Origin of the sequence: Nocardia huaxiensis (assembly GCF_013744875.1) — a bacterium.
Taxonomy (GTDB): Bacteria; Actinomycetota; Actinomycetes; order Mycobacteriales; family Mycobacteriaceae; genus Nocardia; species Nocardia huaxiensis.
On sequence record NZ_CP059399.1, the window covers coordinates 3,198,989 to 3,220,326 of the forward strand.

24 protein-coding genes and 1 pseudogene are annotated in these 21,338 nt (G+C 67.5%); 15 read left to right on the top strand and 10 right to left on the bottom strand.

Annotation, left to right across the window (positions count from 1 at the left end; all coding sequences use genetic code 11):
• Window positions 1–31: 31 nt before the first annotated feature.
• Complete coding sequence (locus H0264_RS14275; protein WP_181584401.1) at window positions 32–646, bottom strand: TetR/AcrR family transcriptional regulator; 615 nt, start codon at window positions 644–646, stop codon at window positions 32–34.
• 80 nt (window positions 647–726) lie between these two features.
• Between H0264_RS14275 and H0264_RS14280 the strand changes: the two genes are divergently transcribed.
• A complete protein-coding gene (locus H0264_RS14280; RefSeq protein ID WP_181584402.1) occupies window positions 727–1,710 on the top strand; it encodes a glycoside hydrolase 5 family protein in 984 nt (327 codons plus the stop codon).
• Between the two features lie 6 nt (window positions 1,711–1,716).
• Here H0264_RS14280 and H0264_RS14285 read toward each other — a convergent pair whose 3' ends face one another.
• Entirely contained in the window at window positions 1,717–2,226 is a 510-nt protein-coding gene (locus H0264_RS14285) for a hypothetical protein (protein WP_181584403.1), read from the bottom strand.
• A gap of 303 nt (window positions 2,227–2,529) precedes the next feature.
• The gene (locus H0264_RS14290; protein WP_181584404.1) at window positions 2,530–3,765 is read right to left on the bottom strand and encodes an MFS transporter; all 1,236 of its coding nucleotides are present in this window, start codon (window positions 3,763–3,765) and stop codon (window positions 2,530–2,532) included.
• A gap of 101 nt (window positions 3,766–3,866) precedes the next feature.
• Here H0264_RS14290 and H0264_RS14295 point away from each other — a divergent pair, with 101 nt between their 5' ends.
• The 8 genes and pseudogenes from H0264_RS14295 (at window position 3,867) to H0264_RS14330 (ending at window position 10,272) form a co-directional block, all read left to right on the top strand.
• On the top strand, window positions 3,867–4,823 hold the full coding sequence (locus H0264_RS14295) for a LysR family transcriptional regulator (protein WP_244976184.1): 957 nt from the start codon (window positions 3,867–3,869) through the stop codon (window positions 4,821–4,823).
• A 25-nt stretch (window positions 4,824–4,848) separates the two neighbouring features.
• On the top strand, window positions 4,849–5,187 hold the full coding sequence (locus H0264_RS14300) for a DUF732 domain-containing protein (protein ID WP_181584405.1): 339 nt from the start codon (window positions 4,849–4,851) through the stop codon (window positions 5,185–5,187).
• A gap of 239 nt (window positions 5,188–5,426) precedes the next feature.
• Complete coding sequence (locus H0264_RS14305) at window positions 5,427–6,488, top strand: PhoH family protein (RefSeq protein WP_231087110.1); 1,062 nt, start codon at window positions 5,427–5,429, stop codon at window positions 6,486–6,488.
• A gap of 22 nt (window positions 6,489–6,510) precedes the next feature.
• Entirely contained in the window at window positions 6,511–7,065 is a 555-nt protein-coding gene (gene ybeY, locus H0264_RS14310; protein WP_181584407.1) for an rRNA maturation RNase YbeY, read from the top strand.
• Complete coding sequence (locus H0264_RS14315; protein WP_181584408.1) at window positions 7,062–8,387, top strand: hemolysin family protein; 1,326 nt, start codon at window positions 7,062–7,064, stop codon at window positions 8,385–8,387. The genes ybeY and H0264_RS14315 overlap by 4 nt, the downstream gene beginning before the upstream one ends.
• Window positions 8,380–8,688 (top strand): annotated as a pseudogene (locus H0264_RS14320) (cytidine deaminase); the annotation flags it as partial. The gene H0264_RS14315 and the pseudogene H0264_RS14320, both read left to right, overlap by 8 nt.
• 143 nt (window positions 8,689–8,831) lie before the next feature.
• A complete protein-coding gene (era, locus tag H0264_RS14325) occupies window positions 8,832–9,758 on the top strand; it encodes a GTPase Era (RefSeq protein WP_181584410.1) in 927 nt (308 codons plus the stop codon).
• A 151-nt stretch (window positions 9,759–9,909) separates the two neighbouring features.
• The gene (locus H0264_RS14330) at window positions 9,910–10,272 is read left to right on the top strand and encodes a hypothetical protein (RefSeq protein ID WP_181584411.1); all 363 of its coding nucleotides are present in this window, start codon (window positions 9,910–9,912) and stop codon (window positions 10,270–10,272) included.
• Between the two features lie 7 nt (window positions 10,273–10,279).
• Here H0264_RS14330 and H0264_RS14335 read toward each other — a convergent pair whose 3' ends face one another.
• The 4 genes from H0264_RS14335 to H0264_RS14350 all read right to left on the bottom strand — a co-directional run bounded on the left by H0264_RS14335 (window position 10,280) and on the right by H0264_RS14350 (window position 13,638).
• Entirely contained in the window at window positions 10,280–11,701 is a 1,422-nt protein-coding gene (locus H0264_RS14335) for an amidase (RefSeq protein ID WP_181584412.1), read from the bottom strand.
• A 187-nt stretch (window positions 11,702–11,888) separates the two neighbouring features.
• Window positions 11,889–12,143 (bottom strand): Ada metal-binding domain-containing protein, encoded by a 255-nt coding sequence (locus H0264_RS14340; protein WP_181584413.1) that lies wholly within the window; start codon window positions 12,141–12,143, stop codon window positions 11,889–11,891.
• A 158-nt stretch (window positions 12,144–12,301) separates the two neighbouring features.
• Complete coding sequence (locus H0264_RS14345) at window positions 12,302–13,054, bottom strand: 2OG-Fe(II) oxygenase (RefSeq protein WP_181584414.1); 753 nt, start codon at window positions 13,052–13,054, stop codon at window positions 12,302–12,304.
• Between the two features lie 77 nt (window positions 13,055–13,131).
• A complete protein-coding gene (locus H0264_RS14350; protein ID WP_181584415.1) occupies window positions 13,132–13,638 on the bottom strand; it encodes a methylated-DNA--[protein]-cysteine S-methyltransferase in 507 nt (168 codons plus the stop codon).
• Between the two features lie 492 nt (window positions 13,639–14,130).
• On the opposite strand from H0264_RS14350, the gene recO reads away from it, so the two are divergent.
• The 3 genes from recO (at window position 14,131) to H0264_RS14365 (ending at window position 16,223) form a co-directional block, all read left to right on the top strand.
• Window positions 14,131–14,904 carry a DNA repair protein RecO gene (gene recO / locus H0264_RS14355; protein ID WP_181584416.1) on the top strand — a complete coding sequence of 258 codons (774 nt, stop codon included), beginning with the start codon at window positions 14,131–14,133 and terminating at the stop codon, window positions 14,902–14,904.
• 120 nt (window positions 14,905–15,024) lie between these two features.
• Window positions 15,025–15,819, top strand: a complete 795-nt coding sequence (locus tag H0264_RS14360) for an isoprenyl transferase (RefSeq protein WP_181584417.1) — start codon at window positions 15,025–15,027, stop codon at window positions 15,817–15,819.
• Window positions 15,816–16,223: a hypothetical protein gene (locus H0264_RS14365; RefSeq protein ID WP_181584418.1), complete on the top strand. Its 408-nt coding sequence runs from the start codon at window positions 15,816–15,818 to the stop codon at window positions 16,221–16,223. Before H0264_RS14360 ends, H0264_RS14365 begins: the two co-directional genes overlap by 4 nt.
• Here the strand turns inward: H0264_RS14365 and H0264_RS14370 are convergent.
• Window positions 16,220–16,834, bottom strand: a complete 615-nt coding sequence (locus H0264_RS14370; RefSeq protein WP_181584419.1) for a TetR/AcrR family transcriptional regulator — start codon at window positions 16,832–16,834, stop codon at window positions 16,220–16,222. The two genes, H0264_RS14365 and H0264_RS14370, sit on opposite strands and share 4 nt — an antisense overlap.
• A gap of 101 nt (window positions 16,835–16,935) precedes the next feature.
• Here H0264_RS14370 and H0264_RS14375 point away from each other — a divergent pair, with 101 nt between their 5' ends.
• Entirely contained in the window at window positions 16,936–17,910 is a 975-nt protein-coding gene (locus H0264_RS14375) for an ABC transporter permease (RefSeq protein WP_181584420.1), read from the top strand.
• Window positions 17,911–17,996: 86 nt separating this feature from the next.
• Here the strand turns inward: H0264_RS14375 and H0264_RS14380 are convergent, their stop codons facing one another.
• Together H0264_RS14380 and H0264_RS14385 are read right to left on the bottom strand one after the other, a co-directional pair.
• Window positions 17,997–18,425 (bottom strand): Fur family transcriptional regulator, encoded by a 429-nt coding sequence (locus tag H0264_RS14380; protein WP_181584421.1) that lies wholly within the window; start codon window positions 18,423–18,425, stop codon window positions 17,997–17,999.
• A gap of 3 nt (window positions 18,426–18,428) precedes the next feature.
• Complete coding sequence (locus H0264_RS14385) at window positions 18,429–18,728, bottom strand: ArsR/SmtB family transcription factor (RefSeq protein ID WP_231087106.1); 300 nt, start codon at window positions 18,726–18,728, stop codon at window positions 18,429–18,431.
• A 306-nt stretch (window positions 18,729–19,034) separates the two neighbouring features.
• Here H0264_RS14385 and H0264_RS14390 point away from each other — a divergent pair, with 306 nt between their 5' ends.
• Window positions 19,035–20,426 carry a glycine--tRNA ligase gene (locus H0264_RS14390; RefSeq protein WP_276314008.1) on the top strand — a complete coding sequence of 464 codons (1,392 nt, stop codon included), beginning with the start codon at window positions 19,035–19,037 and terminating at the stop codon, window positions 20,424–20,426.
• Between the two features lie 202 nt (window positions 20,427–20,628).
• Window positions 20,629–21,336 carry a DUF6875 domain-containing protein gene (locus H0264_RS14395; protein WP_231086874.1) on the top strand — a complete coding sequence of 236 codons (708 nt, stop codon included), beginning with the start codon at window positions 20,629–20,631 and terminating at the stop codon, window positions 21,334–21,336.
• Window positions 21,337–21,338: the final 2 nt, after the last annotated feature.

The window sequence follows — 21,338 nt, forward strand, 5'->3', positions numbered from 1 at the left end:
GTCATCCCGGCGTGGTCTTGGCCGGGATCCACTACCCGCTGAGCGACGCGGCCACTCGATCGAATCCGTGCGTGGCGGCGTCTTCGACCCTGGCGCGCACCACTTCCGGGTTTTCCCCGGCCAGAATTCCACGCCGGATCTCGGCATGCAGCGCCCGATCGACACCGGCCAGCACAGCGGCGAGCAGACGTGGGGCAGGGTCACTGTCGCCCGTGCCCATCGCGGCCGTGAGCGAATCGGCCAGGGCCGCTTCGGATTCCTCGTTCAACCGCCGCAGCCGAGCCTGTAGTGCGGGACTGCCGTCGATCATCCGCCAGAACGGTATTGCGGCCGTGGACAATCCGAGCGTCGGTTCATCACGCGCCAGCTCGTCGAGAAAGACGCGTCGCACCGCGGCGGCGGCAGACTCCCCGTCGGCGCGTTCCCGTACCGCCCGCGCGAGCCGGTCGATCACCTCGTCCTGCCGATCGAAGAACAGATCTTCCTTCGTCGGGAAGTAGTTGAACGCGGTATTCACCGACACATTCGCCGCCCGCGCGATTTCCGCGACGGTCACCTTCTCGAACCCGCGCTCGGCGAACATGACCATGGCGGTATCCGCCAGCGCGGTCCTGGTAGCGCGCTTCTTCTCCTCACGCAGAGCCACGTTTCTCCTCTCGGTCGCACCATAATACTGTGTCACTCCAATTTTGGTGTGACACCAAAATCCGAGCTATGGTCGATGGCATGCCACTCGAATTCGGTATCCATGCCGCGAGCCAGATCGGGCGCGCGACCGGCAAGCCCGACGATCCGGCGGCCATCGACCGATTGGTCCGCGACCTCCAGGGCGCGGGCTCGTTCGTCGTCCGCGAGTACCTGCATTTCCTGGGTGAGCCCGCCGATCCGGAAAAGGCGCGCCTGCTCCGCCCCGCCGATCGCCTGCGCGCCCTCACCATGCCGGATCACTGGTACGCGGATGGTCGTCACCTGGATCTGGTCCTGTGCTACCAGCCCGAGGAGCCCGATATCGCCGGTTGGCTGTCCTTCATCGACGAGGTCATCGCACGCTACGGCCACCTCGTGCGCTACTTGCAGATCACCCTCGAACCGAACTTCCCCATCGAATGGATCGACGGCAGCTCCCCCGGCATCCTCGAGGCCCTCATCCGCGGCGTGCCGCACGCCCGCCGGGCCCTGGCCGCGGCGGGTTACCACGATGTCGCACTTGGCTTCTCGGTCGCCGAACCGGCGGAATGGCTGGGCGGCGACGAGCCGTTCTGGGCCGCCCTGGCCGCGGTCCCGCCCGCGGAATTCGCCGAGCACATCGACTACATCGGCCTGGCCCTGTACCCGGACGCCTTCTCACCGGTACCGGCGGACGCCGTGGCCGACCTCATCCGGCACGGCATCACCCACCTGCGGGAAACCTGTCTCCCGCAAGCACATCTGACCGCAACCACGCCGATCCACCTCTGCGAGAACGGAACTCCCACCGCCCCCGACCGCACCCCGGCAGAGCAGGCCGCCCGCCTGGAAACCATGATCCGCACCATCGCGTCATGCGCGAAGTCCGCCAACATCACCGTCTACGAACTGTTCGGCCTGCGCGACCCGGTTTCCGCCAACCCCGAACCCCTGACCCAACTCGGCATCACCACCGACGACTACACTCCCAAACCCGCCTACGCGACCTATCGGACCTTGATCGGCGAGCTCGGAGCTCGCTGAACGCCCTCAGGAATGGGCAGCCTGGGCCTCGGCGATGGCCGCCCCGCGTCGCTGCCATTCCACGGCACCGCCGATCAAGAGGGCGAGTCCGAGCACGAGAGCCATCAGCCCCCAACGGAATTCGACCTCGCCCTTGGGGGAGTCGAGATACCAACCGCTCCCTGCGGCCAACCGTGCCAGCACCATCGAATACCCGGAGAGCACCGCCACCAGCGCGCCCAGCGTTTCGGCCACCGCGAGCACCAGCAGCGCCAGCCGCACCGGCGGGATCTGCACCCGCTCCACCGCCAGCGCTAGCGCGGCGATCACCACCAGCCCGATCGTCAGCAGCACCACACCGGGCGCGCCCTTGTCCTTCAGATCCTGCAGGTCATAGCTGAATCTGCCGCCCTGCGTGGTGAACAGCGGCGCCCGCGTACCGAGCAACGTCAGCGCGATTCCGATCAGAACGACGACCCGTGACATGGGCCAGCGCCGATTCGGATCGTAGGCGAGCGGGATCCATTGTTGTGACATGGCCCGCAGCTTAGGCGTGCTCAGCACCTGAACCCGCCGGTGCGGATCGTGGTCCGGATCGGCGCGTCGCGGTGTGCGGCACGGCTAGCAGACCGGCGGCCGCGAGCACGGGCACCGCGACGTACACCGTCAATGCCGTCCACCCGCCGTGGCCGAATGCGATACCTGCCGCACCGTCGAACGCGGCCAGGGCACCAGCGCGGTGGTCCCCGGCAGCAGGATGGTGACGTAGGCGACCAGGCCGGGCAGCCCAGTGGCCGAAGGCCGCGCCTCGTAGCCGAGCGGGCACTCGCTGAAAACCCCTCACGCAGTGGGTGCTTGGGCCTCGGCCGGCGAGGAACGCGCTGACCGCATGCCGATCAGGGCGGCTGCGGCGAGTACGAGCACCGCGACGTAGATCGTCAAGGTGGTCCAGCCGCCGTGGCCGAACGCGAGGCCGGCTGCGCCGCCGAGGACGGAATTGCCGAGGTAGTAGGCGAACAGGTAGAGGGAGGAGGCCGCCGCGCGGTTTTTCGTAGCGGTCGCTCCGACCCAGCCGCCGGCTACCGCGTGGGCGCCGAAGAAGCCTGCGGTGCACAGCAATACGCCGAGCAGGAGGGTCGGCAGCCGGTCGGGGATGGTGAGGAGCAGGCCGGCCGCCATGGTCAGGATGGCCGCCGTGACCACCCGGGTGCGACCGAATCGGCCGGACAGGCGGCCCGACACGGTCGCGGAGACGGTGCCCGCGAGGTACATGACGAAGACCGAACCCGCTGCGGCAGGGGACAGTTCGAATGGCGCGGCGGTCAGGCGGAAGCCGAGGAAGTTGTAGATCGCGGTGAAGCCGCCCGCCAGCAGGAAAGCCAGGCCGAACAGTGGCAGCAGGGTGCGGTCGCGCAGGTGATCCGCCAAATCCGCGGCGAGCGTGCGGATATGGACCGAACTCGCGGTGAATCGTCGGGATGCCGGGACGGTACGGACGAACCAGAGCGTGCACAGGGCTGCCGCCACGGCGATGGCGGCCGCCGCCCAGCGCCAGGACGCCGTCCCCAGGGTGACGGCCGGAATCAGCCGTCCCGCAAGCCCTCCCAGGGTCGTCCCGGAAATGTAGACGCCCATGGCCGTGCCGAGTCCGGCCGCGCCGATCTCCTCCGCGAGGTACGCCATGGCGACGGCCGGTACACCCGCGAGCGCCACCCCCTGCAGTGCGCGCCCGGCCAGCAGCACGTCCAGTGACGGGCTGAGGGGCAGCAGCAGCCCGATCGCACACGTCGTCAGCGCCGAGGCCGTCATGACCCGGGTGCGGCCGAACCGGTTCGACAGCGCGCTCACCGGAATGATCGCCACCGCCAGCAGTCCGGTCGTCAGCGATACCGCCAGGGCCGCGCGCGCCGGTTCGGCCCCGAAGGCCGCCGACAGGCTCGGCAGCAGCGCCTGGGCGCTGTACATCGAGGCGAAGGTGGTCAGCCCGGCGGCGAACAGCGCGAGGGTGATCCGGCGTTCGTGGCTTCGCGTGCCGGTATCGACGGCCGTGGCCCGGGCGAGTGGCTGAGCGGTCATTCTCCGAGGATCAGCCGTTCAGAATGAGAAAGGAAATGCATAATAAATGCGGCGCTAATGCGTCAGATGCATTAGCTGAGCTGGCTTCCGGGAGGTCATCGGTGCCGAGTGACGATCTGCACTGGTTCATCACCCTCGCCGAGTTGGAGCGCGTCGGTGCGGCGGCCGAGCGGCTGCACCTGACGCAGCCGACCCTGTCGCGCATGCTGGCCCGGCTGGAGCGGCGGTTGGGTGTGCGACTGTTCGATCGGCACGGAAAACGGCTGACGCTCAACGAGTTCGGCCGGATCTACTACGAGCATGTGCGGCGGGCGCAATCCGAACTCGATACGGCCGCAAGGGAACTCGCCGACCTGGCCAATCCCGCACTCGGCGTGGTGCGTTTGGCTTTTCAGCATTCGCTCGGCGCGCGTGTGGTTCCCGAGCTGATCGCCGGGTTCCGGCGTGGCTCGGGCCGCGTCACCTTCACGCTCGACCAGGATGCGGCCGACACCGTCACCGCGGCCGTGCTCGCCGGCGCCGCCGACCTGGGCCTGGTGTCTCCGAAGCCGACCGGGGCGGGCCTGGGCTGGCGGCCGCTGCTGCGCCAGCGGCTGGCGCTGGCCGTGCCCGCCGATCACAAGCTGGCCGCGCGCCGCCAGGTCCGCCTCGCCGAGGTCGCCGACGCCGATTTCATCGCCATGCATCCCGGCTTCGGTATGCGGCACGTGCTCGACGATCTTTGCGCCGCAGCCGATTTCCGCCCGCGCATCACCTTCGAGTGCAGCAATCTGGGCACCATCGCGGGTCTGGTGGCGGTCGGTCTGGGCGTGTCGGTGCTGCCCGCCGAGGACCCGGTGGGCGGCCCGCAGCCGGGCCCCGCCCTTGTCCCGCTCGCCGACCCGCATGCGACGCGGGAGGTCGGCTTGATCTGGCCGACGACCGCGCCGCAGTCGGAGGCGGTGCGCCGTTTTCGTGATTTCGCCGTCGACTGGGCCGGGTCGCAACGGCCGGATCGAATTCGCGCAGAGCGGAATTCGGCGCTAACGCCGGTCGTGGGCGCGGAGATAGGCAGGTGATCTTGCACTAGAAGGGGATGCGATCTTGTCCATATTCCGACGGCTCACTGCCGCAACCGTATTCGCGGTCGTCACCACCGCTGCCTGCGCCGGCGCGGCTGCCGCCGATCCCGAGCGTGAAGCCGCCTTCCTCGACGAGGTGCGTGCCGCCGTGCCCGTGTTCTCGCCCTTCATCGATCAGCGGCCGGAGCTGCTGGTGCGGGACGGCTACATCGTCTGCGACGCGATCTCGCAGGGCGCGTCGATGGAGGAGATCGCCACGGTCTTCGAGCGCAATATCAACAAGAACGGCCGTGGCGCCATCGTCGTGTCGCCCGCCGAGGCGCGGGAGTACGTCGACGCCGCGGCCAGAAACCTCTGCTGACACCAGCTGCCGCGTTCCCCGAAATCACCCGGTGGAAACCGCTTTCGCGGTAACGCCTGGGCGGCGGGGGCGCGGCAGTCCAGCGTCAGCGCTGGTGGTAGCGGCTTATTCACTGGGCGCTGTCGGTGGGCGGCGGTAAACTTTGGTCAACGAAACGAGGCTCGAGACCGGAAAGCAGGCTATAGCCACTTTTGAGAAATCCAGGCGAAATCGGCGACCAGAACACGCCCGCTGCCGGCATCGGCGCCGGCGGTATCGGGTCCGGACCGGCGGGGCGGACCGTTCGTTCCAGCATCGAATTGGCACCGGAGTCGGTGTTCGGATTCCTGGGTTCTGCTGATGAGAACCTGCGTGAACTCGAGCGCCTCCTCGTGGCCGACATCCATGTCCGCGGCAATTCCGTGACGCTCACCGGCAAACCCGCCGATGTGGCGCTCGCGGAACGCGTGGTTGCTCAGCTGGTGGCTTTGACCGCCCGCAACCGCGTGGTCACCCCAGAGGCGGTAAGGCACACGTACTCCATGCTCACCGAGGGTTCCTCGGACTCTCCCGCGGAGGTCCTGAGCCTGGACATCCTGTCCCGGCGCGGCAAGACCATCCGTCCCAAGACGCTCAACCAGAAGCGCTATGTCGACGCCATCGACGCGCACACCATCGTGTTCGGTGTGGGCCCGGCCGGTACCGGCAAGACGTATCTGGCCATGGCCAAGGCCGTCCAGGCGCTACAGACCAAGCAGGTCAACCGCATCATTCTCACGCGTCCCGCGGTGGAGGCGGGGGAGCGGCTGGGCTTCCTGCCGGGCACCCTCAACGAGAAGATCGACCCGTATCTGCGGCCGCTCTACGACGCCCTGCACGACATGATGGATCCGGAAGCCATTCCGAAGCTCATGGCGGCCGGGGTCATCGAGGTCGCGCCGCTGGCGTACATGCGCGGTCGCACGTTGAACGATTCGTTCATCATTCTCGACGAGGCGCAGAACACCACGGCCGAGCAGATGAAGATGTTCCTCACCCGTCTGGGCTTCGGTTCCAAGATCGTGGTGACCGGTGACATCACCCAGGTCGACCTACCCGGCAGCGCCCGTTCGGGCCTGCGGGCGGCCACGGAGATCCTCACCGACATCGACGACATCCACATCTCCGAGCTCACCAGCGCGGACGTGGTGCGGCACCGTCTGGTCGGGGCGATCGTCGATGCCTATGACAGGTACGAGGCCGAGACCAGGCCACCGGCGGCGGTGCACTATCCGGGCAATCGGGCGCAGCGGCGTGCCGCGAGCCGAGGCGAGCGACACTGAACTCGCCAGATAGCCTTATCCGGTGAGCATCGAGATCGCCAACGAATCGGGTATCGAGGTATCCGAAGAAGAACTGGTCAGCGTCGCACGCTTCGCGATCAGCCAGATGGACGTCCATCCGGCTGCCGAGCTGTCGATGGTGCTGGTCGATCTCGACACCATGGCCGATCTGCACATGCGCTGGATGGACCTGCCCGGTCCGACCGATGTCATGTCCTTCCCCATGGACGAGCTGGAGCCCGGCGGGCGTCCCGACGCCGCCGAGCCCGGCCCGTCCATGCTGGGCGACATCGTGCTGTGCCCGGAGTTCGCGGCTCAGCAGGCCGAGAAGGCCGGGCACTCCATGGATCACGAGCTTGCGCTGCTGACCGTGCACGGCGTGCTCCACCTCCTCGGCTACGACCATGCCGAGCCCGAGGAGGAGAAGGAGATGTTCGCACTCCAGGCTTCGCTGCTCGCGGGCTGGTACGAGCATGTGCGCGAGGAACAGCATCGCGCCGAACTCGCCGAACGGGATCGGCGACTGCTGGGCAAGACCGGTTTCACCGACGCCGGTGATCCGCTGGGCCCGGCGTGAATTCGATAGTTCTGCTGCTGCTTGCGATCGTTCTGGTTCCCGCGGGTGGCGTCTTCGCTGCGCTGGATTCGGCGCTGAACACGATTTCCGCTGCGCGCGTGGACGATATGGTCCGCGCCGAGCGCACGGGCGCGGCCCGGCTGGCGCGCATCATCACCGACCGGCCGCGCTATGTGAATCTCATGGTGCTGCTGCGTGTGCTGTGCGAGATCACCGCGACGGTGCTGCTGGCGGCGGTGCTCATGGACTGGCTCAGCGAGGTGCAGGCACTGGTCATCACCGCGGCGGTGATGGTGCTGGTGGACTATCTGGTCATCGGTGTCGGGCCGCGCACGCTGGGGCGTCAGCACGCGTATTCGCTGGCGCTGGGCGCGTCGCTGCCATTGCAGGCCATCGGCACGCTGCTCGGCCCGATCAGCAAGCTGCTCATTCTCATCGGTAATGCCATCACCCCAGGTAAGGGATTCCGCAACGGCCCCTTCGCTTCCGAGATCGAACTGCGCGAGGTCGTGGATCTGGCCGGTGAGCGCGGCGTGGTGGACGACGAGGAACGCCGCATGATCCAGTCGGTGTTCGAGCTCGGCGAGACGGCCGCCCGCGCGGTGATGGTGCCGCGCACCGAGATGGTGTGGATCGAATCCGACAAGACCGCCGCGCAGGCCATGAATCTGGCTGTGCGGTCCGGACATTCGCGTATCCCGGTGATCGGCGAGAACGTGGACGATGTGGTCGGCATCGTGTACTTGAAAGACCTTGTGCCGTATGCGGATCGGAGCCGGAAGGTGCGGGTGCAGGAGGTCATGCGCCCGGCCGTCTTCGTGCCCGACTCCAAACCCCTCGATGCCCTGCTCGACGAAATGCAGCGCCGCAGAAACCATATGGCGGTGCTGGTCGACGAGTACGGCGGCATCGCCGGGCTGGTCACCATCGAGGATGTCCTGGAGGAGATCGTCGGTGAGATCGCCGACGAATACGACAAGGACGAGATCGCCCCTGTCGAGGACATCGGGCACGGGAAATACCGGGTGTCGGCACGCCTTCCGGTCGAAGACCTGGGCGATCTGTTCGGCATGGAGATCGAGGACGAGGACGTCGACACCGTCGGCGGCCTGCTCGGCCACGCGCTGGGCCGCGTCCCGCTGCCCGGCTCCAAGGCCGTGATCCACGGACTGCAACTCAAGGGGGAGGGCGGTTCGGACGCCCGCGGCCGGGTGCGGGTGCACACGGTCGTGGTGAAACGAGCGCCGGAGAAGACGAAAACCGAAGCGGGCGAACACAAGCCCGGCGACGGCGCACACGAGGACGGAGAAGCCGATGACTGAACTGGACGCCGAGGACAACAAGCTGTTGATCCTGGCCCGCGGTGCGATGGCGCGCACCGGCGGCAAAGGCGGTGCGGCCGTGCGCGATACCGACGGGCGCACCTACGCGGCCGGTGAGGTGAGCCTGACGGCGCTGCGGCTGACCGCCCTGCAGGCGGCGGTGGCGGCGGCGATCTCCAGCGGCGCGGAGGGTTTCGAGGCGGCCGTGGTGGTCGGCGTGAAGTTCTCCGATCCGGGGGTGACGGCGGTGCGTGAGGTGTCGTCCTCGGCGCGCATCGTGTTCACCGACCGCAAGGGTGTCGTCTACGACACCATCGAGGACGGCGCCGACCCGTACGGCGTCGAGAACCCCATTGCCGCAGAGCGATCAGAGGCCGGTAATGCGGTGGGGGAGCGGAATGTCCCGGAAGGCTTCGACCTCGACACCGAATCGGAGGTATTCGAATGACCGGCAAGGACTCCAAGGGCTCCAAGGACGAATTCCGTTCGGGCTTCGTATGTTTCGTGGGACGGCCGAACACCGGCAAGTCCACGCTCACCAATGCCCTGGTGGGGCAGAAGATCGCCATCACCTCCTCGCGCCCGCAGACCACCCGGCACACCATTCGCGGCATCGTGCATCGTGAGCACGCGCAGCTGATCCTGGTGGACACCCCCGGTCTGCACCGTCCCCGCACCCTGCTCGGTCAGCGCCTGAACGACCTTGTGCGCGATACGTATTCGGAAGTCGACGTGATCGCCATCTGTATTCCGGCGGATGAGAAGATCGGCCCCGGCGACCGCTGGATCGTGGACCAGGTCAAGATGATGGCCCCCAAGACCACCCTGCTCGGCGTGGTCACCAAGATCGACAAGGTGAGCCGCGACCAGGTCGCCCATCAGCTCATGGCGGTCTCCGCGCTGCTCGGTCCCGAGGCCGAGGTGGTGCCGGTGTCGGCGGTCAAGGGCGAGCAGGTCGAGGTGCTCATCGACGTGATCGCCTCCCAGATGCCCGAGGGCCCCGCGTTCTACCCCGACGGTGAGCTCACCGACGAGCCCGAGGAAACCCTCATGGCCGAGCTCATTCGCGAGGCCGCCCTGGAAGGCGTGCGCGACGAGCTCCCGCACTCCCTGGCCGTGGTCATCGAGGAGATCCTCCCTCGCGAGGAGAACGAGGACATGCTGGACGTCCACGCCCTCCTCTACGTGGAACGCCCCAGCCAGAAGGCCATCATCATCGGCAAGGCCGGCGCCCGCCTGAAAGAGGTGGGCACCAACGCCCGCAAGCAGATCGAGCACATCCTCGGCGTCCGCATCTACCTGCACCTGCACGTGAAGGTAGCCAAGGACTGGCAGCGCGACCCCAAGCAACTGGGCAAGCTCGGCTTCTGACCTGTGAACTCCCGGTTCGGCCGTACCGCTCGGCCTGACCCGGCCGGTTCCGCATCGGCCCGCGGTGGTCCAAGCCCCTTGTGGTGACGTCCGGTAGATTGCGATGAGGGCTGTCCCAGACAAAGGGGCGGTGTGACTCCAGGAGTTGTGCATGGGAGAGCGCAAGCGCAAGCGGCAGGCGAGTCAGGCACTGGTCGCCGGCAAGACGCCGAAGAACCCGGTGGTGATCAACGCGCGCACGCCGGACAGCGTCCCGGCCCGCCTGTTCGGCCTCGGGCTGGCGGGCACCGGCGCGGCGCACTTCACCGCACCGGGCGCGTTCGAACCGGTCACCAAACTGGCCTTCCCGCAGGACACCCGGCGCTGGACCTACAGCAATGGCATGACCGAACTCCTGCTCGGTCTGGCCATCGCCTTCCGGCGTACCCGCGTGATCGGGGTGGTGGGCTTCCTGGCCTATGTGGCCTTCCTCGGTAGCCGCTTCACCGGCAATCTCGGCGGCGACAAGGGCTGAGTTCCGATCAGGCCGTGGCCTGCTCCCACCAGGCCACGGGGCGCTGCTTGTGCCACTGGAGTTCCGATTCCAGTTGGGCGGCAAGGGAAACCAGCAGGGGCTCGGAGTTGGCGGGACCCATGAGCTGCGCGCCGACCGGGAGGCCGGTGGCGGTGAAGCCCGCGGGGACATTCACGGCCGGCCAGCCGAGGACATTCCACGGCCAGGTGTAGGGGCAGGCGGCGGTGATGAGGGCGTCGGTCGCCCACGAGCCGATGCCGTCGATGGAGTGCACGTCCGGCGGCGGGGTCGCCGTGGTGGGCGCGAGGACCACGTCGAAGTTCTTGAAGATGCCGCCGATCTGCCTGTGCAGCAACGGTTCTGCCTGACGGGCCGCGAACAGCAGCGGTGACAGGATGCGGCCGGTGAGGGCATTGTGCCGGGTGCGCGGATCGACCTGCGCGCCCGGTAGCCGGTTCAGCGCCTCGCGGATGCCGACCATGGAGCGCGGCAGGAAGGTCGCGCCGGAGAGCACGCCGTAGTGCACATCCGCGATGGTCACCTCGTGGCCGAGACGGCGCAGGGTGGCGGCCGTAGCGTGTACGCGCGCTTCCACCTCGCGATCGAGCGCGGTCTTGGTGGCGGTGAACGGAATTCGCAGCGACAGCGCGATGCGCAGCCGACCCGGGTCCCGGCCGACCGCATCGGACACCGTCAGCGCGGGCGGGGTGTGCAGATCGCCGGGGTGCGGTCCGGCGGCGGCGTCCAGCAGCAGTGCGGCGTCGGCGACGGTGCGGGCCAGGGGGCCGTTCACGGTGAGCCCGTAGAACGCTTCCGGCAGTGGCCAGGTGGAGATGCGCCCGCGCTGCGGCTTGATGCCCACCAGGTTGGTCCACGCCGACGGAATGCGCACCGACCCCGCTCCGTCGGAACCCAGTGCGGCAGGGACCAATCCGGCCGCCACGGCCGCCGACGACCCACCGGAGGACCCGCCCGGCGTATGGTTCGCGCTCCACGGATTCCGGGTGTGCCCGAAGGCGCTCGCGCTGGTGAACGGCAGTTGCCCCAGCTCGCAGGTATTCGTCTTTCCGACGATCACCGCACCGGCCGCGCGCAGCCGCCGCACCGACTCCGCGTCCTCGGTCTTCACCGGGAAATCCCCACCGCATCCGAAAGCCGTTGGCGTCCCGGCCAAATCGGTGTCGTCCTTGATGGCCAGCGGCACCCCCAGCAGCGGCGCACGCTCACCCGCGGCCAGCTTCCGGTCCGCCTCGGCGGCCTCGGCGAGCGCCTGCTCGCGCCGCACGATCCGAAACGCGTTGAGCCCCGGCTGGCTGGCATCGATCCGATCCAGCGCCGCCGCCGTGGCCTGCACCGAACTCACCGTCCCGTCCGCGAGTGCCTGCGCGAGTTCGACCAGTCCGAGTTCCCCAACCGACGCCGTCGTCATGTGATCCGTCTCCCAAGTTGTACCCGGAGGTAACGTAGCGCGAGTTTGGTCACACGTCCAACATTGAACTGCGCGGTACTCTGCAGGCTGCTGCGATCCCGGCGCTGCACAGACGGGCGATCGAATGCCGGCCACCGGGAGTTCCCGGCATCCGCGCCCGTACCAAAACTTGATCGCCGCATTGCTTTCAGGGGCTTCGGCCCTTCCACGCGGTGTAGGCCGAACTCATGCACACTGCGCACGGGCGATATCCGGCCGCGATCGCGGTGGGCTCATCGGGAAAGAAGACGCGGTGGCGGACGTAATGGCCGCGGGCGAGGGCGCGGAGGGCGGACGGGCAGTCGAGGCGGCCGTAGATGCGCGATCGGCGATGACCGCCGAGGGTGCCGGGCTCGTCGCTGGAATAGGGAAGCCCATCCGCCCCGAGCAGCCTGTAGGTCATGTCGCGTCCTGGTGGAAGACCACGCGCCGGTTGTGGCGGCGGACAGTGCTGACGTAGTACCGCATCACCCGCGTCGAACCCCTGCCTGGAGAACGCCCCACCCCTAACGGGGGCAGCGCCCCGATTCCGGGGGTCCGGGGGCGGAGCCCCTGGGAGACTCACGTCGCGTCGTGGAAGACCAGGCCGAGGGTGTGGCGGCGGCCGGAGCGGACGGTGCTGACGCCGTGCCGCATGGGGCCTGCCGACCAGCCTCGGGAACTGGGGACCGGGCGGTCGCGCGTGGTGAAGATGAGGCCGTGGCCCTGGGGGAGGGTGGTGGCCGAGGCGCGGGATTGGGCGCGGGGGCGCTGCTCGACCATGAGGAATTCGCCGCCGGTGTAGTCCGTGCCGGGGGCGTCCAGGCCGATCACCACCTGGAGTGGGAAGACCATGTCGCCGAAGAGGTCTCGGTGCAGGGCATTCCAGTCGCCGGGGCCGTAGCGCAGCAGGATCTGGGCCGAGCGGGACTGGCCCGCCCGGTGGCACCGGGTGATCCACTCGTCGAGGCTGTCCGGCCAGGGGGTGGGTTGTCCCAGGCGGTTCGCCCAGTCGCGGGCGATGGGAAGCAGCCTGGGGTAGAACGCTTCTCGCAGTTCCCGCACGGTCGCGGGCAGGTCGTGGGTGAAGTAGCGGTACTGCCCGGAGCCGAAGCGCAGCCGGGCCATGTCGACGGTGGTGCGGAAGCGCTGCTCCTGGTCGTAGAGCTCGGTGAGCGCCCGGCACTGATCGGCGGTGAGCAGGCGGCCGGTGAGCGCGCTGCCGTACTCGTCGAGTTCGGCCGCCAGTGCCGCCCAATCCTGTTGCGCCACCGCGTTCTCGATGACCGGTACCAGGCGGGGCCGGTCCGGGGCGGCGGACATTGTCGTAGTCATGCCTGCTCCTGTCGGTGTGCGACGGATCGCCGGGCACGGTGGCGTGACGCTGTTGCCGTGCGCGGCAAGGGAATCGGCTAGATGGGCAGGAGCACGTGCTCGAGTTCCAGCAAGCGCTGCTTGCGATCGAGTCCGCCGGAGTATCCGGTCAGTGCGCCATCGGCCGCGAGCACCCGATGGCAAGGCCGAACCACCAGAAGGGGATTCGCGCCGATCGCCCCCGCCACCGCGCGCACCCGCTCGCGCGGTTCACCGATCTTCGCGGTGACTTCGCCGTAACTGACGGTCGCGCCATAGGGGATCTCGTCCAATGCCCGCCATACCCGCTGCTGGAATTCGGTGCCGCCGGAGGCGAATTCGATATCGAATGCGGTCGACGCACCCGAGAAATACGCCCGCAGCTGCTCGGTGATCGTGCTGAATGCGGCGTCGTCGCGAATCCACCCGTCGCGCACCGTGACTCCGCCCTTCTGTCCGGGCACGGACAGCGAGGCCAGGGCCGTGCCGCCCGGCGCGGTGGCCGACCGGGCTCCGACCAGCAGCAGTTCGCCCAGCGGGCTGTCCATTGTCGTGTAGATATTCATCTGTTCGTCTCCTTTCGCTCGTCCTGCCCTGTCGAATCTGCCGCAGTCGGCCGCCCATGACCGGCGGTATTCGGACATGTCATTTCCGGGGACCGGCAATGATGCGTTAGTGATGTGTCCGACACGAATTCCGGCCCAGGTCGGAGGCGGCTTCGCGGTAGTCTGTGCGCCGGGGGGTTCGGTGATCATGTCGACCACTACCCGGCGCGCAGTGACGTGTGCCGGGCAGACGTGTGCTCTCGGGTTCCCCGTCGAAAGATGATCAGCTACAGCGTCAATTAAGGAACACAGGTCACCATGGAAATCCTTTCGGTTCTCTTCACCCTGTTCGGTCAGGCCGTCAACGTCGCGACCTCCGGCTCCGCCGTCGCGCAGAACCAGCGCTGACCTTCGGGGTGGGCCGGCCTGTCGGGGGGCCGGCATCTCGCTTCGCTTCGAGCCACGCGGGCGGCGCGGGCTGATTCCGTCGGGGCGGCGTGCAAGACTGTTGCGGTGCGGTTGTATCGGGATCATGCGGTGGTTGTGCGGCAGCACAAGCTGGGTGAGGCCGACCGTATTGTCACGTTGCTGACCCGTCAGCACGGTCTGGTGCGCGCGGTGGCCAAGGGTGTGCGCCGCACCCGCTCGAAATTCGGCGCCCGCCTGGAACCTTTCGCCTACGTCGACGTGCAGCTGCATCCCGGCCGGAATCTGGACACCATCACCCAGGTGCACACGGTCGAGGCGTTCGCCGCCGATATCGTCGCCGACTACGGCCGCTACACCACGGCCTGCGCCGTCCTCGAAACCGCCGAACGCCTGGCCGGTGAGGAACGCGCCCCCGCGCCGCGCCTGCACACGCTCACCGCCGGAGCGCTCCGCGCCATCGCCCTGGGCCATCGCCCTCACGAACTCATCCTCGACGCATTCCTCTTGCGCGCCATGGGTTTCGCGGGCTGGGCCCCGGCCCTCGACGATTGCGCCCGCTGCGCCACCCCCGGCCCGCACCGTGCCTTCCACGTCTCGGCGGGCGGCGCGGTCTGCGTCCACTGCCGTCCCCCGGGGGCCGCCACTCCCATGCTCGGCGTCCTGGAACACATGAGCGCCCTGCACCGGGGTGAATGGTCCGGTGTGGACGCCGTCCCCGACTCCCTGCGCCGCCAGGCCAGCGGTCTGATCGCCGCCCACCTGCAATGGCACCTGGAACGCCAGCTCCGCACCCTGCCCTTGATCGAGCGTTCCCGCCCGCACGAATCCGTCACCCCCGCCGAATCCGTCGCCGGCTGACAGTCCCGCCGTCGGGTTCTGGTCGTCGGCCGGGCCGCATGATGTGGGCGGTTCGTGGAGATCGCGGGCGAATGTTGTGGTCGTGGTGGACGGCTCGAGCGCGTCGGGCAGGATGGTGGCGTGATCGGTACACGCAAGCCTTCCACTGCCACGCGCACGGTGCGTCCGCCGTCGCCGCATCCGTCCGGGGCCAAGCCGCCCGCCATTCCGGCGGAGTTCGTGCCACGGCATGTGGCACTGGTGATGGATGGCAATGGGCGCTGGGCGCAGGAACGCGGGCTGCCGCGGACCGCCGGGCACGAGCGCGGCGAGGCGGTGCTGATGGACACCGTGGAGGGCTGCATCGAGATCGGGGTGAAGTGGCTGTCGGCGTACGCGTTCTCCACCGAGAACTGGCGGCGCAGCCCGGATGAGGTGCGCTTCCTCATGGGCTTCAACCGCGATGTGATCCGGCGCCGGCGTGACGAGATGCACGAGATGGGGGTGCGGGTGCGCTGGGCGGGGCGGCGACCGCGCCTGTGGCGCAGCGTGATCAAGGAATTGGAGATCGCCGAGGAGCTCACGCAGGACAATACGGTGATGACCCTCACCATGTGCGTGAACTACGGCGGGCGGGCCGAAATCGCCGACGCGGCACGGGAAATCGCGCGTCGCGTGGCGGCGGGCGAGATCGATCCGGAGAAGGTCACCGAGGAGACGGTGGCCCGCTTCCTGGACGAGCCGGATATGCCGGATGTGGATCTGTTCCTGCGGCCGTCGGGTGAGCTGCGCACCTCCAACTTCATGCTGTGGCAGGCCGCGTACGCCGAATTCGTGTTCCAGGAAACGCTTTTCCCGGATTTCGACCGGCGCAATCTGTGGGACGCCTGCCTGGAGTACGCCAAGCGTGATCGCCGGTTCGGTGGCGTGAAGTGAGCGATCTGACCTCGGCGGAGGAGCTGCTCACCCGCGCGGCCGCCATCCTCATCGCCTTCGAGGTGGATGTGCGGGTCGAGGACGACGCGCTCGGTTTCGAGTTCGAGGGTGGCCTGTGCTCGCTGCGCGCGGTCACGCTGGCACCCGGCCTGGACGTGCTCACGCTCACCTGCGTGCTGGCCTGGGATCGGCCGCTGAAACCGCAGCTGCACAAGCGGGTTGCCGAGCGCAATGCCTCGGTGCAGTTCGGTTCCATCAGCGTCATCGTCCGCGAGAAGCTCGCGGATGTGGTGCTGCGCTACACCTTTCCGGGCGCGGGACTGTCCGACGACGCCCTGACCACCATGATGCTGCTGGTGCTCTCGGGCGCCGGGCAGGCGCGGCAGGGGCTGCTGGCCCCCTAGTGGCTCGGCGCGGAGTACTGGAAGCTCGGCAGCAGCTGTTCAACTCCGCGCGCGAAGGTTTCGGGGTCGGTGTCGCCCATGATCAGGTGCTGCAGGATGAAGCCCGGCATCAGGCCGAGCAGGGCCTTGGCCACCGCGTCGGTGTCGGCGTCGGCGCGTAGCCACCCCAGTTCCTGCATGCGTTTGGTGTAGTCGAACCAGAGTCGGCGGATGCCGCCCATATTGGTGCGCACATAGTCGCCGATATTGGGGTCGGTGAGCGCCATCGACCAGGCTTGCGGGATGAGCCGTACGGGCCCGCCGGGGCCGCTGAGCCGGACGATGCTGTCGGCCATGGTGCGGATGAGTTGCGGGGGAGTGGGCAGCGGATCGCTGTACACGGACTCGTACATGACGGCGCGCAGTTCGACGGTGGCCTCGGTGGTGAGGGCCGCGATGATGTCGTCCTTGCTCTTGAAGTAGCGGTAGACCGCGCCTGCGGACAGGCCGGATTCGGCGAATACGTCCTGCATGGTGGTGGTGTGCAAACCCTTGCGGGCGAAGCAGGTTTGCGCGGCGTCGAGGATCTGCTGCCTGCGGCGTTCCAGGTGTTCTTCGCTTACTCGGGGCATGCACTCAAAGTAAAACGAATATCCGTTCTTGACAAGGTGACAGCTGGATGTCAGGGTTGTCCCAACAAAGAACGAACATTCGCTTTTCTTGGAAGTGCCTGATGAACATTGCCAAGCGCGCCGTCGCCCTCGGACTCGCCGCCACCCTGATCCAAGCCCTCATGCTGATCGCCTTCGCCTGGCCGGCCGCCAATGTGAAGCCGCGCGACCTGCCGGTCGCCGTCGCCGGACCGCAGGCCGAGATGGTCGCGCAGAAGCTCGCCGCGCAGGATGCCGAGGCATTCGAAATCCGCACTGTCGCAGATGAATCCGAAGCTCGAGCCCTGATCGGCGATCGAGAGGTGTACGGGGCCGTCGTGACCGGCGCGGGCGCCCCGAGCGTGCTGGTCGCCTCCGCCGCGAGCCCCATTGTCGCGCAGCAGCTTTCGGCCATCGCACAGCAGATGTCGGGCAATGCGCCCACCACGTCCGTGCAGGATGTGGTGGCCGCCGATCCGGACGACCCGCGTGGGGCCGGCTTCGGCGCCATGGTGTTGCCGCTGGTCATGGCCGGTATCGCCGCCGGTGTGCTGCTCACCCTGCTGATTCCGTCGGTCCCCGCCCGTGCCCTCGGCCTGGCCACCTTCGCGGTCGCCGGTGGCCTGCTGAGCATGACCATCGTGCAGGGCTGGCTGTCGCTGCTGCCCGGCTCCTACCTCACCCTGGCGGCCATCGCGGGTCTGGTGTCCTTCGCGGTCTCCGGCGCGGTCGTCGGACTCGCCTCGGTGATCGGCCGGGCCGGGATCGGCGTGGCCGCGCTGACCATGCTGCTCATCGGAAACCCGTTCTCCGCGGCCACTTCCGCGCCGGAACTGCTGCCGCAGCCGTGGGGGACCATCGGCCAGCTGCTGCCCCCGGGCGCTGCCGCCAGCCTGCTGCGCTCGGTCGCCTTCTTCGACGGCGCCGCTGCCGCAACGCCTTTGACGGTGCTGCTGGCCTGGGCCGGCGCCGCGATCGTGCTGCTCGGCATCGGAACGCTGCGCGGTCGTCGCCCGGAAACCGCTCCGGCGCAGGTCCCGGTTCCGGTCGCCGCCTGATCCGCACGGATTGAAACCGCAACTCCCGCCACGGAATCCGTGGCGGGAGTTGCGGTTTTTCTAGTGAATCTCAATCCGCACGTGAGTCAGCCTTTCCCGTTGGAGCAGGAGCGGCAGGAGCCGAAGATCTCCATGGTGTGGCTGATATCGGTGAAACCGTGTTCGGCCGCAATGGAATCCGCCCAGGCTTCGACCGTGGGCCCCTCGACCTCGACGGTGCGCCCGCAGTGGCGGCACACCAGGTGATGGTGGTGCCCGGTGGAGCACTGCCGGTACACGGACTCGCCCGTGTCGGTGCGCAGCATGTCCACCATGCCGGCGTCGGCCAGCGACTGGAGGGTCCGGTACACCGTCGTCAGCCCGATTCCTTCGCCGCGCTTACGGAGTTCATCGTGAAGCTCCTGGGCGGACCGGAATTCATCGATATCCGCCAGCAGGGCCGAGATGGCGCTGCGCTGGCGGGTACTGCGGACGCCGACCGTCTTGTCGCTGGCGGGCGGGGTAGTAGAGGACACTGATCACCCTTCCTCGGCGTGCGCGACCGCGTCGATGACGATGTGCGCGAGATGCTCGTCCACGAGCTCGTAGATGACTTCGCGGCCGGTGCGTTCGCCGCGGACGACGCCGGCCGATTTCAGGATTCGGAGATGCTGACTGATCAGGGGCTGCGTCACACCGAGGGTGTCGACGAGCTCGTGCACACAGCGCGGCGACTCGCGTAGCTGGAGCACGATCGCGATGCGGACCGGCGCGGCCAGCGCGCGTAGCAGTTCACCGGCCGAGTCGAGGATTCCGCGCGGCGGAACCGCTGGTGGCATGGGCGACCGGTACGGGTACGGGTCGTGCGGAATCGCGGTCGGAGCCTCGGTCGCGACGGAGCGTCGCAGCGGTGCACCGCTATCGGTGGTCATCAGTACCAACTCCTTATTGGAAACCAATGCCATCTTTCCTATGCACGTGTGCGCATGTCAAACGGACGCGCCCTAACTCTCAGGGAGGCTCTCAGGGGCTTCGCCCCCGAACCCCCGAAACGCGGTCCCGAACCCCGGAAAATCCGCTGGCCGCCTACCGATAGGCTGGAGTGAATCCTTTGCAATCTTCCGGACCGGATGGAGATATCTTCAGTGGCACCCAAGTCGAAGGTGGACACCGTCGCCAACCTTGCCAAGCGTCGGGGTCTCGTTTACCCGAGCGGCGAGATCTACGGCGGCACACGGTCGGCGTGGGATTACGGCCCGCTGGGAGTCGAGCTCAAGGAGAACATCAAGCGGCAGTGGTGGCGGTCCATGGTGACCAGCCGTGACGATGTGGTCGGCCTCGACTCGTCGATCATCCTGCCGCGTCAGGTGTGGGTGGCCTCCGGTCACGTCGCCGTGTTCAACGATCCGCTGGTCGAATGCCTCAACTGCCACAAGCGGCACCGGCAGGACCACCTGCAGGAGGCGTACGCGGAGAAGCACAAGATCGCGGACCCGGATTCGGTGTCCATGGAGGTCATCGGCTGCCCCGACTGCGGCACGGTCGGCAAGTGGACCGAGCCCAAGGACTTCAACATGATGCTGAAGACCTACCTGGGCCCGGTCGAGTCCGAAGAGGGCATGCACTACCTGCGCCCGGAGACCGCGCAGGGCATCTTCGTGAACTACGACAATGTCGCCACCACCGCGCGCAAGAAGCCGCCGTTCGGCATCGCGCAGATCGGCAAGTCGTTCCGCAACGAGATCACGCCGGGCAACTTCATCTTCCGTACTCGTGAGTTCGAGCAGATGGAGATGGAGTTCTTCGTCAAGCCGGGCGAGGACGAGCAGTGGCACCAGTACTGGATCGACACGCGTATGGCCTGGTACACGGATCTGGGCATCGACCCGGAGAACCTGCGGCTCTACGAGCACCCGAAGGAGAAGCTCTCGCACTACTCCACCCGCACGGTGGATATCGAGTACCGCTTCCAGTTCGCGGGCAGCGAGTGGGGCGAGCTCGAGGGCGTCGCCAACCGCACCGACTTCGACCTGAAGACCCATTCCGAGCATTCGGGCAAGGATCTGGTCTACATCGATCAGCAGTCGGGCGAGCGGTACACCCCGTACGTGATCGAGCCGGCGGCCGGTCTGACCCGTTCGCTCATGGCCTTCCTGGTCGACGCCTACACCGAGGACGAGGCTCCGAATGCCAAGGGCGAGTTGGAGAAGCGCACGGTGCTGCGCCTGGATCGGCGCCTCGCGCCGGTGAAGGCCGCGGTGCTGCCGCTGTCGCGCAATGCCGACCTGTCGCCGAAGGCGCGCGACCTGGCCGCGCAGTTGCGCAAGAACTGGAATGTCGACTTCGACGACGCCGGCGCCATCGGCCGCCGCTACCGCCGTCAGGACGAGATCGGCACCCCGTTCTGCATCACCGTCGACTTCGACACCCTCGAGGACCAGGCCGTGACCGTGCGCGAGCGCGATTCCATGGCGCAGGAGCGCATCGCTCTTGATCAAGTAGAGGGCTACCTGGCCGCACGGCTGATCGGCGCTTGATCGACTGCGCAATCCGAGTATCCAGAAAAGACCGGTCAATGCCTGACCGGTCTTTTCTTTATTTGTGTGCCCCCGAAATTTGGGGCGCAGTACGCGAATTCAGGTATCCCGGTACTCGTGTTAACAGCCCATGACCGGCGGATGATTTAAAGAGTATGGGCAACGGCGCCTACCGCTGTGCTCGATCTGCCGAGGTGAAGTCATGAGCGAGCGTGTTATCGGGCCCCGCTCGGGGCTGCAATGGGTCTCATTGGGGGACACCGGATCATCGTGCCCCGCCGCGCGTTCCACGGTGGCGGCTTTTCGATCTTGGGCAGAATCTTTTCTGACCCAGCCCAGTGACGAACTGGGACGCGACGGGCCGGTCTGCCCGTATGTACGACCTTCCATGCGCAGGGATCTGCTCTGGCTGGCGCGGGTTCCGGCGGTGGACCCGCGGCCCGAATGGGTGCGCGCGATCATCGAGGACGCACTCCAGGTGTATCCCGAACTACCCACGGGGAACGGTAGTTCCACTTCGGTGCTGCGCGCGCTGATCACCGTGTTTCCGAATTTGCAGGATTATTCGCTGATCGACGAGATCCATGCGGAATTCAAGACCAAATTCGTGGAACAGGGCAACATGCTGGGACAGTTCTATCCGGGTTGCGATCAACCGGGGTTGTGGAACAAGGATTTTCGGCCATTGGACGCGCCCATGCCCATGCTCGTGGTGCGTACAATGATGACGACCGATTTCCCGTTCCTGCTCGGTAAGCCGGAATGGATGAACTCCTACGTGCGCAAGTTCGCACCGATGCTGCCCGCGCACGTACGCCAGGTCATGGTGGGGCGCTTGACCTCTCGCCCCGACACCTTCGTGCCCGCGTACCAAGAACAAGACGAATCCTGTTCCACCAGCACCAGGTAGGG